General features: G+C 33.3%; 23 protein-coding genes and 2 pseudogenes. All 25 read right to left on the reverse strand.

Annotated features, from left to right (window positions below; genetic code table 11):
* Positions 1-87 precede the first annotated feature (87 nt).
* The 25 genes and pseudogenes from IPK35_18255 to IPK35_18375 all read right to left on the reverse strand — a co-directional run bounded on the left by IPK35_18255 (position 88) and on the right by IPK35_18375 (position 15339).
* A pseudogene (locus IPK35_18255) lies at positions 88-1194 on the reverse strand (N-acetyl sugar amidotransferase).
* 11 nt (positions 1195-1205) lie between these two features.
* The gene (gene hisF / locus IPK35_18260) at positions 1206-1979 is read right to left on the reverse strand and encodes an imidazole glycerol phosphate synthase subunit HisF (GenBank protein ID MBK8055157.1); all 774 of its coding nucleotides are present in this window, start codon (positions 1977-1979) and stop codon (positions 1206-1208) included.
* Positions 1976-2596, reverse strand: coding sequence for an imidazole glycerol phosphate synthase subunit HisH (gene hisH, locus IPK35_18265; protein MBK8055158.1), 621 nt, complete (start codon positions 2594-2596; stop codon positions 1976-1978). Before hisH ends, hisF begins: the two co-directional genes overlap by 4 nt.
* 7 nt (positions 2597-2603) lie before the next feature.
* The gene (locus tag IPK35_18270; protein MBK8055159.1) at positions 2604-3881 is read right to left on the reverse strand and encodes an oligosaccharide flippase family protein; all 1278 of its coding nucleotides are present in this window, start codon (positions 3879-3881) and stop codon (positions 2604-2606) included.
* A gap of 55 nt (positions 3882-3936) precedes the next feature.
* Positions 3937-4905, reverse strand: a complete 969-nt coding sequence (locus tag IPK35_18275; protein MBK8055160.1) for a Gfo/Idh/MocA family oxidoreductase — start codon at positions 4903-4905, stop codon at positions 3937-3939.
* A gap of 118 nt (positions 4906-5023) precedes the next feature.
* Positions 5024-5389: pseudogene (locus IPK35_18280) on the reverse strand (nucleotide sugar dehydrogenase).
* Between the two features lie 44 nt (positions 5390-5433).
* Positions 5434-5820 carry a PIN domain-containing protein gene (locus IPK35_18285; protein ID MBK8055161.1) on the reverse strand — a complete coding sequence of 129 codons (387 nt, stop codon included), beginning with the start codon at positions 5818-5820 and terminating at the stop codon, positions 5434-5436.
* Positions 5804-6010, reverse strand: a complete 207-nt coding sequence (locus IPK35_18290) for a type II toxin-antitoxin system VapB family antitoxin (GenBank protein MBK8055162.1) — start codon at positions 6008-6010, stop codon at positions 5804-5806. Before IPK35_18290 ends, IPK35_18285 begins: the two co-directional genes overlap by 17 nt.
* A 398-nt stretch (positions 6011-6408) precedes the next feature.
* Entirely contained in the window at positions 6409-6717 is a 309-nt protein-coding gene (locus IPK35_18295) for a hypothetical protein (protein MBK8055163.1), read from the reverse strand.
* 40 nt (positions 6718-6757) lie between these two features.
* Positions 6758-7111 (reverse strand): DUF5615 family PIN-like protein, encoded by a 354-nt coding sequence (locus IPK35_18300; GenBank protein ID MBK8055164.1) that lies wholly within the window; start codon positions 7109-7111, stop codon positions 6758-6760.
* Positions 7111-7344, reverse strand: a complete 234-nt coding sequence (locus tag IPK35_18305) for a DUF433 domain-containing protein (protein MBK8055165.1) — start codon at positions 7342-7344, stop codon at positions 7111-7113. Before IPK35_18305 ends, IPK35_18300 begins: the two co-directional genes overlap by 1 nt.
* Positions 7345-7516: 172 nt before the next feature.
* The gene (locus IPK35_18310; protein ID MBK8055166.1) at positions 7517-7816 is read right to left on the reverse strand and encodes a HipA N-terminal domain-containing protein; all 300 of its coding nucleotides are present in this window, start codon (positions 7814-7816) and stop codon (positions 7517-7519) included.
* An 848-nt stretch (positions 7817-8664) separates the two neighbouring features.
* Positions 8665-8961, reverse strand: coding sequence for a DUF2442 domain-containing protein (locus IPK35_18315; protein MBK8055167.1), 297 nt, complete (start codon positions 8959-8961; stop codon positions 8665-8667).
* Positions 8962-8971: 10 nt separating this feature from the next.
* The gene (locus tag IPK35_18320) at positions 8972-9235 is read right to left on the reverse strand and encodes a DUF4160 domain-containing protein (GenBank protein MBK8055168.1); all 264 of its coding nucleotides are present in this window, start codon (positions 9233-9235) and stop codon (positions 8972-8974) included.
* A 206-nt stretch (positions 9236-9441) separates the two neighbouring features.
* Positions 9442-10725 (reverse strand): nucleotide sugar dehydrogenase, encoded by a 1284-nt coding sequence (locus tag IPK35_18325; GenBank protein ID MBK8055169.1) that lies wholly within the window; start codon positions 10723-10725, stop codon positions 9442-9444.
* A gap of 77 nt (positions 10726-10802) precedes the next feature.
* Positions 10803-11204 (reverse strand): GxxExxY protein, encoded by a 402-nt coding sequence (locus IPK35_18330; GenBank protein MBK8055170.1) that lies wholly within the window; start codon positions 11202-11204, stop codon positions 10803-10805.
* A 67-nt stretch (positions 11205-11271) separates the two neighbouring features.
* Positions 11272-12219 carry an SDR family oxidoreductase gene (locus IPK35_18335; protein ID MBK8055171.1) on the reverse strand — a complete coding sequence of 316 codons (948 nt, stop codon included), beginning with the start codon at positions 12217-12219 and terminating at the stop codon, positions 11272-11274.
* Positions 12220-12728: 509 nt separating this feature from the next.
* Positions 12729-13118 (reverse strand): GxxExxY protein, encoded by a 390-nt coding sequence (locus IPK35_18340; protein MBK8055172.1) that lies wholly within the window; start codon positions 13116-13118, stop codon positions 12729-12731.
* Positions 13119-13241: 123 nt separating this feature from the next.
* Entirely contained in the window at positions 13242-13433 is a 192-nt protein-coding gene (locus IPK35_18345) for a DUF2283 domain-containing protein (protein MBK8055173.1), read from the reverse strand.
* Between the two features lie 9 nt (positions 13434-13442).
* Positions 13443-13697, reverse strand: coding sequence for a DUF4258 domain-containing protein (locus IPK35_18350; GenBank protein ID MBK8055174.1), 255 nt, complete (start codon positions 13695-13697; stop codon positions 13443-13445).
* A gap of 60 nt (positions 13698-13757) precedes the next feature.
* Positions 13758-13973, reverse strand: coding sequence for a hypothetical protein (locus IPK35_18355; GenBank protein MBK8055175.1), 216 nt, complete (start codon positions 13971-13973; stop codon positions 13758-13760).
* A complete protein-coding gene (locus tag IPK35_18360; GenBank protein MBK8055176.1) occupies positions 13928-14071 on the reverse strand; it encodes a type II toxin-antitoxin system YoeB family toxin in 144 nt (47 codons plus the stop codon). Before IPK35_18360 ends, IPK35_18355 begins: the two co-directional genes overlap by 46 nt.
* A 356-nt stretch (positions 14072-14427) precedes the next feature.
* Entirely contained in the window at positions 14428-14736 is a 309-nt protein-coding gene (locus IPK35_18365; GenBank protein ID MBK8055177.1) for a hypothetical protein, read from the reverse strand.
* A gap of 40 nt (positions 14737-14776) precedes the next feature.
* The gene (locus IPK35_18370) at positions 14777-15130 is read right to left on the reverse strand and encodes a DUF5615 family PIN-like protein (protein MBK8055178.1); all 354 of its coding nucleotides are present in this window, start codon (positions 15128-15130) and stop codon (positions 14777-14779) included.
* Positions 15130-15339, reverse strand: coding sequence for a DUF433 domain-containing protein (locus IPK35_18375; GenBank protein ID MBK8055179.1), 210 nt, complete (start codon positions 15337-15339; stop codon positions 15130-15132). The genes IPK35_18370 and IPK35_18375 overlap by 1 nt, the downstream gene beginning before the upstream one ends.
* Positions 15340-15486 lie beyond the last annotated feature (147 nt).

Below are 15486 nucleotides of genomic sequence, written 5' to 3' on the forward strand. Positions count from 1 at the left end.
AAGTTACAAATCCACATTTTATCAAATGCGATTTCAGAAGTACTTACAACTAACACAAATCGCAAGTAAATTTAGCATATAATTTTATTAGCTTATTTTTTCTCTTAATTTTTTAATTAGGTTAAACAAAAAAGAATTATTTTGGAAATCCTTTTCTGTAGTTGGAGGAATATTCATATAATGATCAAACTCTTCCATTGTAATCCCAAGCTTTTTTGCAACATAAACAGAGTCTTCAAGAAGATCCTGTTTAGAATATGGGTTCTTTGACAATTCATGAAGTGCCTCTTCTCTTTGCATTTGGCCTGTTACAACCAAACTAGCTAAATGAGCCCTTCTCTTTTCAAAAACCAAATCGTTTTGGTTGATAATAAGTCTGAAAAAATTTCGTGAAGACTGATTCATGATGTTTACCACCATAATATTTCCAATCAAGCTCATCCTGTAATACTTTCATTGCCTCTTCCTTATTGTAGTCCATCATATTCAACACATCAACTCGTATTATCTTATGAAAAAAGGATAGACAAAATAATACTTGAATAAATTAACAAATGGATAAGTTTTTAATTTGTTCGTACCAAATTTTTTATGAATTGATTTAATCAATTTAGAATCTAAGTTGTTATAGTCCCATGACTTTGGAAGAATACATTCTGTAGAAGCGTTTGCACCTGTTATAAAATAGGTAATTTTCTTTTCTTGAGCAATCCTTCTTAGCACAGAATGAAAAACATGGTCTTGAGGATTATCTTGACAAACAATTCCCGATTTAAAAAATGCCAGCTGTAAATCCTGCATTTCTTCCCAATCTATCACATGTGTGTACAAGTCAATATCTAATTTCTTGACAATGTTCTCAATGTTTTTCACAGCAAGTTCTGAATTCCATCCTGTATCTACGTGAACTACAAGAGGCCGCAATCCAAAAACTTTTTTTGCTAAATAAGCTACATATGAACTGTCGACCCCTCCACTCAATCCTACGATACAATCATATTCATTCCCTACAGAATCTGATTTTATCTTTTCTAGAGTCTTGTTTAGTAAATCTTTTCCTTCTTCGCCACGCTTCCATAACTGAGCATTTGTTCTATCGTATTCATTACAAAAGTTGCAAATACCCATTTCGTCAAATGTGATTTCTGAAGCACTGGTGTCCATCACACATCGTTTGCAAATTTGATATTTCATTCCAGTAAATTTTAATTTTTAATATTTGCCATTAATTCATCTATTTCAGATTCATTAGGGTAGGAAATTAAAACAGCACGGTGTTTACCATGAAACACAAAGAATGCACCAGCTGCAACAGCTGCAACATTTGCTTCTTTGAGTGCCATAGAAAAGTCATCCATTGAGCCAGCACCCCCTGCCGCCACTACAGGTATATTTACTTTGCTTGTAATTGAATGAAGTAAAGGTATATCATATCCTTGCATGGTACCATCTCTATCGATAGAGTTAAGAATAATTTCACCCGCACCCATTTCTTCTATCTTTGTAGCCCAATCTACTGGATTCAGGTTAGTCTTTTCTTCACCACAATTTATGTAAACATTATATTTTCCAAATATATTTTTCTTTACATCCATAGATACTACAATGGTTGAACTACCAAAAAATTTCGCAGCATCGTTAATAAGCTTTGGATTTTGAACAGCATTAGTATTTAAGCATACCTTTTCTACTCCTACATTTAATATCTCCCTTATCATTTCTACGCTATTTATCCCACCTCCATAACATAATGGCATAAAGCATTCACTTGCAATATCCCTGATAACCGCCATATTGGGAGATCTTTTTTCTTTAGAAGCTGTAATATCCAAAAAAACCAATTCATCTACCATTTTATCGTTAAAAATTTTGATAGCATTAACTGGGTCGCCTACATACTTAGGATCTTTAAATTTGAATGTTTTATAAAGTCCTTTGTTTTTTAAAAGAAGAATTGGTATAACTCTATTTCTAATCATACTGGAATATTTATAAAATTTTTATATAACATCATTCCGAATTTATGCGACTTTTCAGGGTGAAATTGAACGCCCATTATGTTACCACTTTCAAGTCCTACCGGATATTTGTATCCATAATTAGATGTCAATGAGATTATTTCGTTGTTAGAAGTAGCCAAATGATAAGTATGAACAAAATAAAATCTAGGGTTAGAATACATTCCTTCAAATAAAATAGTGGGCTTTTCTTCAAACACAATTTGCCAGCCCATATTCGGAAGTCTATAATTTCCTTCTATTCCTGTCAAATCGAATTTAACAGTTTCTGCATCTAACCAACCTAAACCTAACAATGACCCTTCCTCACTAGATTTGGTCATTAATTGAACTCCCAAACATACACCAAGTATAGGAATCTTATCGACCAAAACTTTTCTGTTTAAAACATCAATTAAACCCAAGTTAGATAAATTTCTCATTCCTGAATCAAAGGATCCTACTCCAGGCAAAATAAGCTTACTGGCATATTCAATTTCTTTTACATCAGAAGTGATGATGGAATCTTCACCTAGTTTTCGAAGCATGTTTTGGATGGAACCCAAATTTCCCATTCCATAATTTACAATTGTAATCATATGAGATTTAAATCTGTGATATTATTTTATGAGAAAAAAAATATTCTAATGATATTCTAATGATAGTGTTTGTCACTAAGGTAATTATTAGTGCTGTATCGGTGGTGAAAAATCTACTGTAAATAAAAATACTTGTTCCCAATAACAAAAATGAAAAAATTTGAATACCAAACTCCAACTTTTGCTTTTCAAAATAAAATAATATAAAAGTCAAAGGGGTAAATATAAATTGCAGTAGTAGTGGAAATATTAAATATTTGGAATATACCACTGCTAGCTCCCAATTTGGTCCGAACATTTTTTCAATAATTATACCGCCGAATAAATAGAGAAATATAAATATTGGAACACTCAATGCAGTCAACCTTTTTAATACCTTAAAAAAAACTTCTTTTTTATGTTCAGCGCTTGCTGACGAACTTAATTCACCTCTGAACACATTTGAACTAGCCTCTGAAATTAATGATGTTGGCGTACTTAATAATCTTTCACACATTCCATAATTTCCAACATGAGTAGTTGTAAAAAAATGATTTAGCAAAAAAATAGGGCTTTGTACAATTAACTTGTTTACAAAGGAAGATGGCAAAGAAAACATAGGAAATTGTTTAAATCTTATTGCTATTGTTTTTAATTCTTCATAACTTCCTTTCCATGAAAATTCATTTGGTTTAAAACACTTGTTATAAAAATAAATAGAAGAAATCAACAAGCCTATTATATCACCAATCAATAAACAAACAAATGACTTATAAATAAAACCTAACCCGATTGATATACTTAATGACAGAAAAAACCGAATAAATCTGCCTAATGATAAGCCCTTAAAATCTTTCTTACGACTTATCCAGTTTAGTAACAAAGTGTTTAAAGTTATTAAAGAAATATAAATAGCAATTAAGAATGCGGTATAGAAATCAAAAAGATAATTAAATTTATAAAGGAAATTGAAATTTATATAATTTAAGAATGTTAAAATTATTAAAACCACCGATGAAAATATAATTGAGATTAGCATTCCCAATTGTGTTATAACTATTGCATCTTCAAATTTTTCAGGAATCAAAAGAGCAATATCATACTTTGCTGAAGCAAGTATTGAACTTATCATCACGAAAGCAAAGGTTAAAGTATATTTGCCATATTCATCTGGACCATATAATTTTGAGAGTATAGGTATCCCTAGATACATTATCCCATAAATGAAAAATGTACTTGAAGCAATAATCATTACATTTTTAGTAAAATCATCTAGAGATAAACTTGCAATTTTGAAGTAATTCATTAAAAGGCTATTTCATTTATCCATAAAAGACTTAAAGTAATTGATTATTTATCCATTAAATAATAAACGGATGCTTTACAAGCGGCAACTTTGCAAAAGGATGATAATCCCCTTTAAGCCCTACCACTTCCTTAGTTCGAATATCATTAACAATCTCAATGGCTTGCTTGGAAGCATCAATTCTAAATCCTCCCCCATTCAAAATATCTTGATAACTAGTGGTATGCAACTCTGTAAAGCCGTCACTGAATTCTATCTGCTCCCCATCCACCTCCATAGAACGAAAAGTTCTCTTACCCGTTGCCTTCACATCATCAGGTATAGTATCATAATTGATACTCAAAAACCATCTTACACGGGCTCTATCAAACTCTAAATATCCTGCCGCCCTGTCATGTGTATGGATATGAATGGTATTTTCTTTGACCTGTCCAAAAACCCAAGATAACATATCAAAAAAATGGACTCCAATATTCGTGGCGATACCTCCAGACTTATCTTCATTTCCCTTCCAGGATGTATAATACCAGTTGCCTCGAGACGTTTGGTAGGTAAGGTCGAAGTCATATACCTTATCTTTTGGAGAAGCTTCGACTTTCTTTTTTAAAGCTATTATGCTATCATGCAATCTTAATTGCAAAATAGTATAAATATTATGGCCAGTTTCTCTTTCGATTTCTTGAAGTGCATCAATGTTCCAAGGGTTAAGTACTATGGGTTTTTCACAAATTACATCTGCGCCACTTCTTAGACCAAATCGCATGTGCGCATCGTGTAGATAATTAGGACTACAAATACTTACATAATCTAGTTTATCCCCTGTCCTACGCAATTTTTCGACGTGCCTGTCAAAACGTTCAAATTCAGTAAAAAATGCAGCATTAGGAAAATAACTATCCATGATACCAACTGAATCATTGGGATCAAATGCAGCAACAAGATCATTTTCTGTATCTTTGATTGCTTTCATATGCCTAGGTGCTATATATCCAGCAGCACCTATTAAAGCAAATTTTTTACTCATTAAATATGTTATTATTATTTAAAACTGTTAATGCGATAGAACTAACCATATCAATATCTATCAAGTGGTTGCAATCATAGATTGCAAGGCCAATAAATAATTTTGGGTAGCATTTTTTTTACAGATTGATAAATTCTGAATATGCTATTCCTGCTTGCTTGCTTTTAGACTTTAAAGAAGGTATTCCATATTCGTGCATGACTTCATCAGGACTTGCCCACGGATCATAAACATCCACACTTAAGTCGTAAGTTTTAAGTTCATGGTAGATGTCTATGGCTTTAGTATTCCGTATATCGGGACAATTTTCTTTGAAAGTAATGCCCAGCATCAGGATATTACTGCCTTTGACGGGCACATCTTTTTTGACCATGAGCTTGATGACTTCTGTAGCTACATGCTGTCCCATGCTGTCATTGAGTCTGCGTCCTGCGAGTATAATCTCCGGATGACAACCTACTTCCTGTGCTTTCTGAGCCAAGTAATTTTGCTTTTGCGGTAAGGTGACTGATGAAAACTTTCACCACTTTATAAATTCTGATCAAATAATTTTAAGTCTGTGAATTCTTGCATTAAGTAAAAATGCTTATCATTTGTCCAAAGAGTTTGATGGTTTTGGACAACATTTTGAAGAATTATTAAGTCGGGAATACCCACTTTATTTATACCATTTGCAAGATTTATCTTTTGTGTATCTATTAGTCTATCCCATTGAATATCTAATTTGTTTTTAGGGAGAGACAATATTGCGTCTTTTAATTCATGTGCTTTTGCATTATGGAGAAACGGAACAAGTTCGGCAATTATGATGTCATTGACGACTACCAAATCATTTTTGATGAGCAAATCCAATTGTTCATAATATCCTTTGCTAAAATATCCTATCCAGATAGATGTGTCAATGAAAACCATCATTTCTTGACCTTAAATTGTCTATATCTAAATCTACATTTATTTTGCCTTTATACTTAAGAATTTTTTGTCTTTCATTTAAATTTTTAATATTAGTAAGAGCCTTTATTATGGTTTCCTTTTTGGACTCACTTCTTAATATTTTCATTACTTCCATCAACAAATCTTCTGGTAAATCAACCGTTGTTCTCATACATTTTATATTATATACACACAATCATTTTAAAATTCCTGTTTGCTCCTAATGATCATAAATCAAACAAGACATGTCAGAAAGAACTTGTTGGGTATAAGCTATTTCCACAAATCTTCAGTTTTAATAAACTGAATCTTGCCTTCTTGTCCTTCCCGAATACTTTTGTCCAATTTATCAGCGAATTCTTTATTATAAGAATCTATTTCTTCCGATTCTATAGTATATGTTATTTTCATCTTCTTTAAGAGTTCTTTTAACAGATGTATGTCCTTAGAATTAGATTTTACAATTAAAGTTTCCAAATCGTTATTTTTATTTTGAATAAAATTATGAATTTTAAAATTTTGTTTTTAAAATGCTAAAGTTGGTTTCTAGTGCTTACTGCTAGGGTACATTTAAAGCCTCCCATCCACCATCTCCTTTGGCAATACAGCTTTCACATCATATATCACAGACCTATTGTTTTTAATGCTCTCTAAAGGCAGCGATTCAAAAGTCTTGTGTGCTACTACCAATATTACAGCATCATATGTTGTATCAGGTAGTTTATTGTACGATGAGATACTATATTCATGTCTGACTTCTTCGGGATTGGCCCATGGATCGTAGATATCCACGTACAGGTTATAGGTCTTGAGTTCGTGATAGATATCAATGGCTTTGGTATTGCGGATATCGGGATACTTCTTTAATGAGATATTCATTTTTTATCTCCTATGTTACTAAGCCAAAAGACGATAAAATTTATTCATGGAAAACAATTAATTCTGAATTTAATTCGATAAATGAATAGGTATTGAAATGATTCAGGATATTGACTAAGTTATCATTCAATAGAGTTAAAAGTTGATTATTGTCTAAATTACCTGTTGATATGTAAAGTAATTTTTTTGGCTTGCCAGATACTATGTAGGAATTAATAAAATCTTTATCTTTAGTTACTACAATCCGATTTTGATTTTCTGCAAATCTTATAATCTCATGATCAGGTGTTCTATCTCTCTGAGGTAGTTGATTAACATGCATAACATCAAATCCCTTTTGCGAAAAATATTTAGATACTTTGTAGGAAATTTGGGCGTCAATCAAAAATTTCATTAGACCGCGTACTGAAAAGTTTTATATCTTACTATGTTATTAGCAAACATGATGCAGGCTAAAATATCTTCTTTTTCTAAAGACGGATAGTCATCAAGAATTTCTTGATAAGTCATCCCGCTTGATAACAATTCGAGAATTAACTCCACTGAATACCTCATGCCTCTGATAGTTGGTTTACCAAAACATATATTTGGATCAATGGTGATTCGATTTTTTATATCTAAGGCCATATTTGCTGGACTTTACATGAATTAATAAACTCAATAACAATGATCTACAACGGTTTGTTTTTCAATCCGATTCGTAATGCGTTTGCTTTACCACTTATCAGTGCAATAATTTTTTTTATTCATTGGAATTCTCTTAAATCCGTCGTAACTTCCAAGCTCAGATGCAGTATCTTTAGGCTTCTTGCTTAAATTGTATGAGGGGCTCATTTTTATTATCCAGGATAGTGCTAAAAGCAGATCGCTTATCCAAAATTTGTTGTGCTAATGCCACTAATTCTTGAATATCTATATCCGAAGATTCATTCAATAGCACATCATCATTAGCAGGCTCGAATTCCAAAGCGCCCATACCTCGCTTTCCAATATAACAAAGTCTATCTATTGGGGTAATTTCTACGGTTTTACCTCTTATGGAAAACCACTCATCTATGACACTATTGCCATAATCATCTGGCAGAGCGTCTGCAATCAATCCCGGAAGTCCTTTAAATGTTTTTGATTTAAGATTTGAAAAAGAAAAAACAGGGCTGCAACTAAATTGGATCCTATAAATCCTGCACCACCAGTGACTAAAATGTTTTGCATTTAATTTTTTATTATGGATTTAGGCAATTTGCCAAACGGCTGATTTATTGATTTGGTGAACTGTACAATTGGTACATTTTCTTTTTTACAACATTCATCTCAGCAGTTCCGCAGTTCTTTTAATGATCTGATTATCTGCTATTTTGAACATTTCAGCATCAGATCATTTGTAAAGCTTCGCCGCTGATAAGTCGCAAGTACTTGATCTGAGGGCCATTCCATGTATGGTTTCCTTTGGATGTATATTGAGTAGCAAAGTTACTCATTTTTGGGTGATGGTGTTTTTTTTTGGACGCTAATTAACGCTAATTTCGCTAATTATGGATTTTTAAATTTGTGTAATTCGTGAAAATTCGCGTCTATTCTTTTTTACGCTAATTGACGCTGATTACGCTAATTATTCATTTTTAAAATTCGTGTAATTTGTGAAAATTCGCGTTTACTTTCTTTTTGGACGCTAATTAACGCTGATTACGCTAATTATTCATTTTTAAAATTCGTGTAATTTGTGAAAATTCGCGTTTACTTTCTTTTTGGACGCTAATTAACGCTGATTTCGCTAATTACTGGGCCGCTTATTTTTATACGCTAATTAACGCTGATTTCGCTAATTATTTTTTTTTAAAATTCGTGTAATTCGTGAAAATTCGCGTCTCTGATTTTTTTAGACGCTAATTGACGCTGATTACGCTAATTATTATTACCTGAATGAAGCAATGGATGGTTGGGCTATTTCTAGCTTAGGATCCTCGCTAAGCTAAATGGCGTTTCATCCTTGTCAAATGGCTTACTCCAGGCAAATAGTACGTCCGGACAAAAGTCTAGTTCGTTAGGCCAAACTAAGGTACCATAAGTATCTAATTTTACTTCTCCAAAAAATTTCTTATTTCTTAAACGATTTATCATTTTACTTTTCGGATACTCTTCAATAATTTTAGTTAAATCGACATAACGTACTTCATTATTGCTGAACAAACAATATATTATCTTTTTATCAGCATCAATTCTAATTATTTCCTTTATATTAACCATAATAAAATAATTATTTTAGAGGCGCAATTTTTTTCCACTTATCAGGAGATTCAGAAAGTTTTAAAAAATTTTCAATTAATTCATCTTCGTGAATGATCGCCCAAGCCTGTACCAATTTCAAGACTTTACCAGGTAAAAATCCATCCAGTACTTCTTTTTCATGTATGTCTACTATGGCTTTATATTCATTATATTCTACATGAAAATGTGGTGGGGCATGATCTTTAAAAAACATTTTTATAATAATCCCATAAAAGCGACTTATTTCTGGCATAAATACAAATATATTGGTTTTTATTAAATTTTTTATTCCTTTTGAGTCAAAATATTTCATAGAATGATTAAAATTCATTACATCTGCTTCATAAAGAAAAAACCATTCATTTTCAAGGGTGCCCAGCAGAGCTGGATGATAAGTTGAACGCATCCGTCGGGCTGGAGAAGCCGAAACCACTTTAGGGGACTCCCTTTTGCTACAACCTATAATCTACCATCCACCATCTCCTTAGGTAGCACCGCCTTGACATCAAAGACCACGGATCTGTTCTTTTTTATGCTCTCTAAAGGTAGAGACTCGAAAGTCTTGTGTGCCACTGCTAATATCACAGCGTCATATTTTGTATCAGGTAATTTACTGTACGATGAGATGCCATATTCATGCCTGACTTCTTCAGGATTGGCCCAAGGATCGTAGATATCAACGTTCAGGTTATAGGTCTTGAGTTCATGATAGATGTCAATCGCTTTGGTATTACGTATATCGGGACAATTCTCTTTGAAGGTAATACCCAGCATGAGGATATTGCTTCCTTTTACAGGAATTTCTTTTTTTACCATCAACTTGATGACTTCGGTAGCCACATGCTGGCCCATAGAGTCGTTCAGCCTTCGTCCGGCCAGGATAATTTCCGGGTGGTAACCTACCTCCTGGGCCTTCTGGGCCAGATAATATGGATCCACTCCGATACAGTGTCCGCCCACCAGGCCCGGTTTAAACGGGAGAAAGTTCCACTTGGTACCTGCCGCAGCTAGCACTTCATGGGTATCTATGCCCATACGATTAAATATTTTGCTCAGTTCATTGACAAAAGCGATATTTATATCCCGTTGACTGTTTTCGATCACTTTGGCAGCTTCAGCAACCTTGAGGGATGTCGCTTTGTAGGTCCCTGCGGTAATAACCGATTTATACAATTGGTCTACTAATTCGGCGGCTTCAGGCGTAGAGCCGGAAGTTACTTTGAGTATTTTAGATACGGTATGCTCTTTGTCACCGGGATTGATCCGTTCAGGGCTATACCCTACAAAAAAGTCTATATTAAATTTTAATCCGGATACACGTTCCAAAACAGGTACACACTCATCTTCCGTCACCCCGGGGTATACAGTAGATTCGTATATGACATAATCTCCCTTTTTGAGTACCTTACCTACGGATTCACTGGCTTTGTATAAGGGCGTGAGCACTGGTCTATTGTTTTTATCTGTAGGTGTAGGTACAGTAACCACAAAAGTATTGCACAAGGCTATATCGTTTAGTTCATCCGAAACATACAATCCGTCGTGATCAAAATCTAGTGATGATGCTAATACTTCATTTAATAAATCATCTTCCACTTCTAGTGTGGAATCCTTTCCACTTCTTAATTCCTGAATACGGTTTTTGTTGATATCAAATCCTACAGTTACGTATTTTTTGGCAAATTCTACGGCTAGTGGAAGTCCTACGTAGCCTAGACCAATGACTGCTATTTTGTGATTCATTTATTTTTATTAATTTTTAACGCTAATTTCGCTAATTTTATGTTTTGTAATTTGCGTAATCTGTGAAAATTTGCGTATTAAGTTGTTTTGTAATGATCAGAATTTATTACACGTTTATGCTCCAGAGATGAAGCACCAAAATTAATTATTAAACCTAGCGGACTTTTAGCAATAGAAATATAATTTAAAGTGATTGGGATAAAATCTTCGTGAATAAACTCGCATGCTTTTACTTCAAGAATTAAATCATCATACACTACAAAAGCTGCATAAAACTTATGTTTTAAAACAGTGTTTTTATATGCTACATTATACTCAACCTCACGACGAAAAGGAATTTTATTAAGTTTAAACTCATATTCCATTGCGTCTTTGTAAACAACTTCTCTTAGCCCACGACCCAAAATTCTATGAATTTCCAAACAAATACCGATAACTTTGTAACATTCGGTTTTATATATGAGCTCGTTTTTGTACATAAATTAGTTTTTCTATAATTCGAGTAATCTGCGAAAATTCGCGTTGAACTTCCATTAAGCCATTACCTTAATTTTTATAAAAATGAAAAGCCCTTTCCAATCCTTCTTTTAATTTTATCTTTCCTGAATATCCAAGAAGATTTTCAGCTTTCTCAATACTGGCCAGACTATGTGGTATGTCACCTGATCTATTTGGACCATGTATAGCATCTACCTTACACTGAGTCACAGCTTTGATATTTTGCCAAAGTTCATTCAAAGTGGTTCGTTCGCCACATGCGATGTTATATACTTGATTAATAGCAGCTCCATTATCTGTAAATAGACCTAAAATATTGGCTTCAACCGCATTGTCTACGTAGGTAAAGTCCCGGCTATTATTACCATCACCGTTAATAGTCGGACCTTTGCCTTCTATAGCAGCTTTAAAAAACAAAGGTATTACAGCTGCATAAGCACCATTGGGATCTTGTTTTGGCCCATAAACATTAAAATACCTTAAGCCGATGTATTCAAAATTAAAAGACCTGGCAAAAACATCAGCATAAAGTTCATTTACGTATTTAGTTACTGCATAAGGAGACAAAGGCTTACCTATAATATGTTCTACTTTGGGCAAGCCTTCACTGTCACCATAAGTAGATGACGAAACTGCAAAAACAACCCTTTTTACTCTGTTTTCAACTGCAGCATTAAAAATATGGAGTGTACCATCTACATTTACGGCATTAGTAGTTACAGGATCTTTGATGCTTCTTGGAACAGATCCCAAAGCTGCTTGGTGACTGATGAGATCGACCCCTTCTGTAGCTGTCAGACAAGCATCATAATCTCTGATATCACCTTCAAAAAACTCAAACTTAGGATGCCCAATAAACGCTTCGATATTTTTTTTAAAACCTGTTGCAAAATTGTCCATCACCCTGACCAACCCTACCCGTTCATCTTCTAACAGGGCTGCAACTAAATTGGATCCTATAAATCCGGCACCACCTGTGACTAAAATGTTTTGCATTTAATTTTTTATTATGGATTTAGGCAATTTGCCAAACGGCTGATTTATTGATTTGGTGAACTGTACAATTGGTACATTTTCTTTTTTACAACATTCATCTCAGCAGTTCCGCAGTTCTTTTAATGATCTGATTATCTGCTATTTTGAACATTTCAGCATCAGATCATTTGTAAGGCTTCGCCGCTGATAAGTCGCAAGGACTTGATCTATAATGTGTTAGAAATGATACCACTTTTGGACTGAAAACGAGTAGTAAAGTTACTCATTTTTGGGTGATGGTGTTTTTGGGGTAATTAACGCTATCTATGGTTTTAATTTGTGTATTCGTGAAAATTCCGTCTATCTTTACGCTTTGACGCTGATTACGCTAAATACTGGGCCGCTTATTTTTATATGCTAATTAACGCTGATTGCGCTAATTATGGATTTTTAAATTTGTGTAATTCGTGAATATTCGCGTTTACTTTCTTTTTGGACGCTAATTGACGCTGATTTCGCTAATTATTGGTTTATAAATGGTCTGAGTTTATTACTCTTTTGTACTCTAGGGATGGGCCGCCAAAATTAATTATCAATCCTAAAGGACTTTTTGCAATTGAGATATAATTTAAAGTAATTGGTATAAAGTCATCATGAATGAATTCGCAGGCTTTAACCTCTAAAATCAAGTTATTATGTACGACAAAGTCAGCATAAAAATTATGTTTTAAAATGATGTCTTTATATCCAACCTGAAACTCCTTTTCCCTTTCAAATGGAACTTGATGTTGCTTAAATTCATACTCCATAGCATCTTTATATACAACTTCTCTGAGTCCTCGTCCTAATACCCTATGTATTTCCATACAAATTCCAATAATGTTATAGCATTCATGCTTCATTATTAGGTCAGACTTCATCATAATATCATTTTTTTGGAGACGCTAATTAACGCTGATTACGCTAAAATTATTTATCTAAATGAAGAGTGGATGGCTGGGCTTATGGAAGCTTTGACGTGGTACATAATGAAGGGTAATTTATTATGCTACTTCATATTCTACTTTCAACGGAGATAGGTTAGACTTTGATGCATTGAGTACTTCAATGCCGATCAGCTCTCCGGTTGATGCAAAATCAAGGATAACACCATTTCTTTCGTCTGTATCTGCAATTGTCAATTCATTTAATTGTATGTACAGTATATCAGTCTCTTTATCATATTTAACTTTCATATCACAAGGTTAATAATATTTAGAAATTTTTGATGTACGATATAAGGTTTTAATTAGTCCGGGATTTCTGTTCCCATTAACAAATATTCTGATAAGAAATCTACTATCTTCATCTGTCACAAATATTTTTTGATAAACATATTGCTCATCTTCAAGCTTAATAACATCATCAGGATATTGTAAAGTTCCCAAAGCTTCATCCATTGATATATGTCTTAATAACATCTGATCATGAGCATGTTTTGAAAAAGTAAATTCTGTCATTAATAATTTTTTTCCTTTTAGTTAATGGATACTTCTTTTTTTAAATCTGAAGGGCCATAGTCACAACTTCCAATAATTTTCGAATTCTTTACCATTCTTTACCCCTTTGATATCAAAAAGCAACACTTCGCCATTGGATAATTGCACCAGATCAGCTTTACTTAAAAGCCTGTATTCTTTATGCCCAACAGCGATCACTACAGCGTCATATGTGCCTACAGGAGCATCGATCATAGAGATTCCATATTCGTGAGCCACCTCATTAGCGGACTCCACAAACCCGCATATTTGTACTTTAGTGGTTCAGGTTTGCCTATGCCTTTGAATGGGTTTTGTTCAATAGAATGTAACAAATTTGTAATTTTAAGAAGGATTGATTTATTATTCTACTCTTTCCAATACTTTATGTCAGACAGAACTTGTTGAGTATAAGCTATTTCCACAAATCTTCAGTTTTAATAAACTGAATCTTGCCTTCTTGTCCTTCCCGAATACTTTTGTCCAATTTATCAGCGAATTCTTTATTATAAGAATCTATTTCTTCCGATTCTATAGTATATGTTATTTTCATCTTCTTTAAGAGTTCTTTTAACAGATGTATGTCCTTAGAATTAGATTTTACAATTAAAGTTTCCAAATCGTTATTTTTATTTTGAATAAAATTATGAATTTTAAAATTTTGTTTTTAAAATGCTAAAGTTGGTTTCTAGTGCTTACTGCTAGGGTACATTTAAAGCCTCCCATCCACCATCTCCTTTGGCAACACCGCCTTGACATCAAAGACCACGGATTTGTTCTTTTTTATGCTCTCTATAGGTAGTGACTCAAAAGTCTTGTGTGCCACTGCCAAAATCACTGCGTCATATTTTGTATCAGGTAGTTTATTGTATGATGAGATTCCATATTCATGCCTGACTTCTTCAGGATTGGCCCACGGATCATAGATATCCACGTACAGGTTATAGGTCTTGAGTTCATGATAGATGTCTATGACCTTAGTATTGCGGATATCGGGATACTTCTTTAATGAGATATTCATTTTTTATCTCCTATGCTACTAAGCCAAAAGACGATAAAATTTATTCATGGAAAACAATTAATTCTGAATTTAATTCGATAAATGAATAGGTATTGAAATGATTCAGGATATTGACTAAGTTATCATTCAATAGAGTTAAAAGTTGATTATTGTCTAAATTCCCTGTTGATATGTAAAGTAATTTTTTTGGCTTGCCAGATACTATGTAGGAATTAATAAAATCTTTATCTTTAGTTACTACAATCCGATTTTGATTTTCTGCAAATCTGATAATCTCATGATCAGGTGTTCTATCTCTCTGAGGTAGTTGATTAACATGCATAACATCAAATCCCTTTTGCGAAAAATATTTAGATACTTTGTAGGAAATTTGGGCGTCAATCAAAAATTTCATTAGACCGCGTACTGAAAAGTTTTATATCTTACTATGTTATTAGCAAACATGATGCAGGCTAAAATATCTTCTTTTTCTAAAGACGGATAGTCATCAAGAATTTCTTGATAAGTCATCCCGCTTGATAACAATTCGAGAATTAACTCCACTGAATACCTCATGCCTCTGATAGTTGGTTTACCAAAACATATATTTGGATCAATGGTGATTCGATTTTTTTATATCTAAGGCCATATTTGCTGGACTTTACATGAATTAATAAACTCAATAACAATGATCTACAACGGTTTGTTTTTCAATCCGATTCGTAATGCGTTTGCTTTACCACTTATCAGTGCAATAATTTTTTTTATTCA

This window comes from Saprospiraceae bacterium (assembly GCA_016713025.1).
GTDB lineage: Bacteria > Bacteroidota > Bacteroidia > Chitinophagales > Saprospiraceae > OLB9.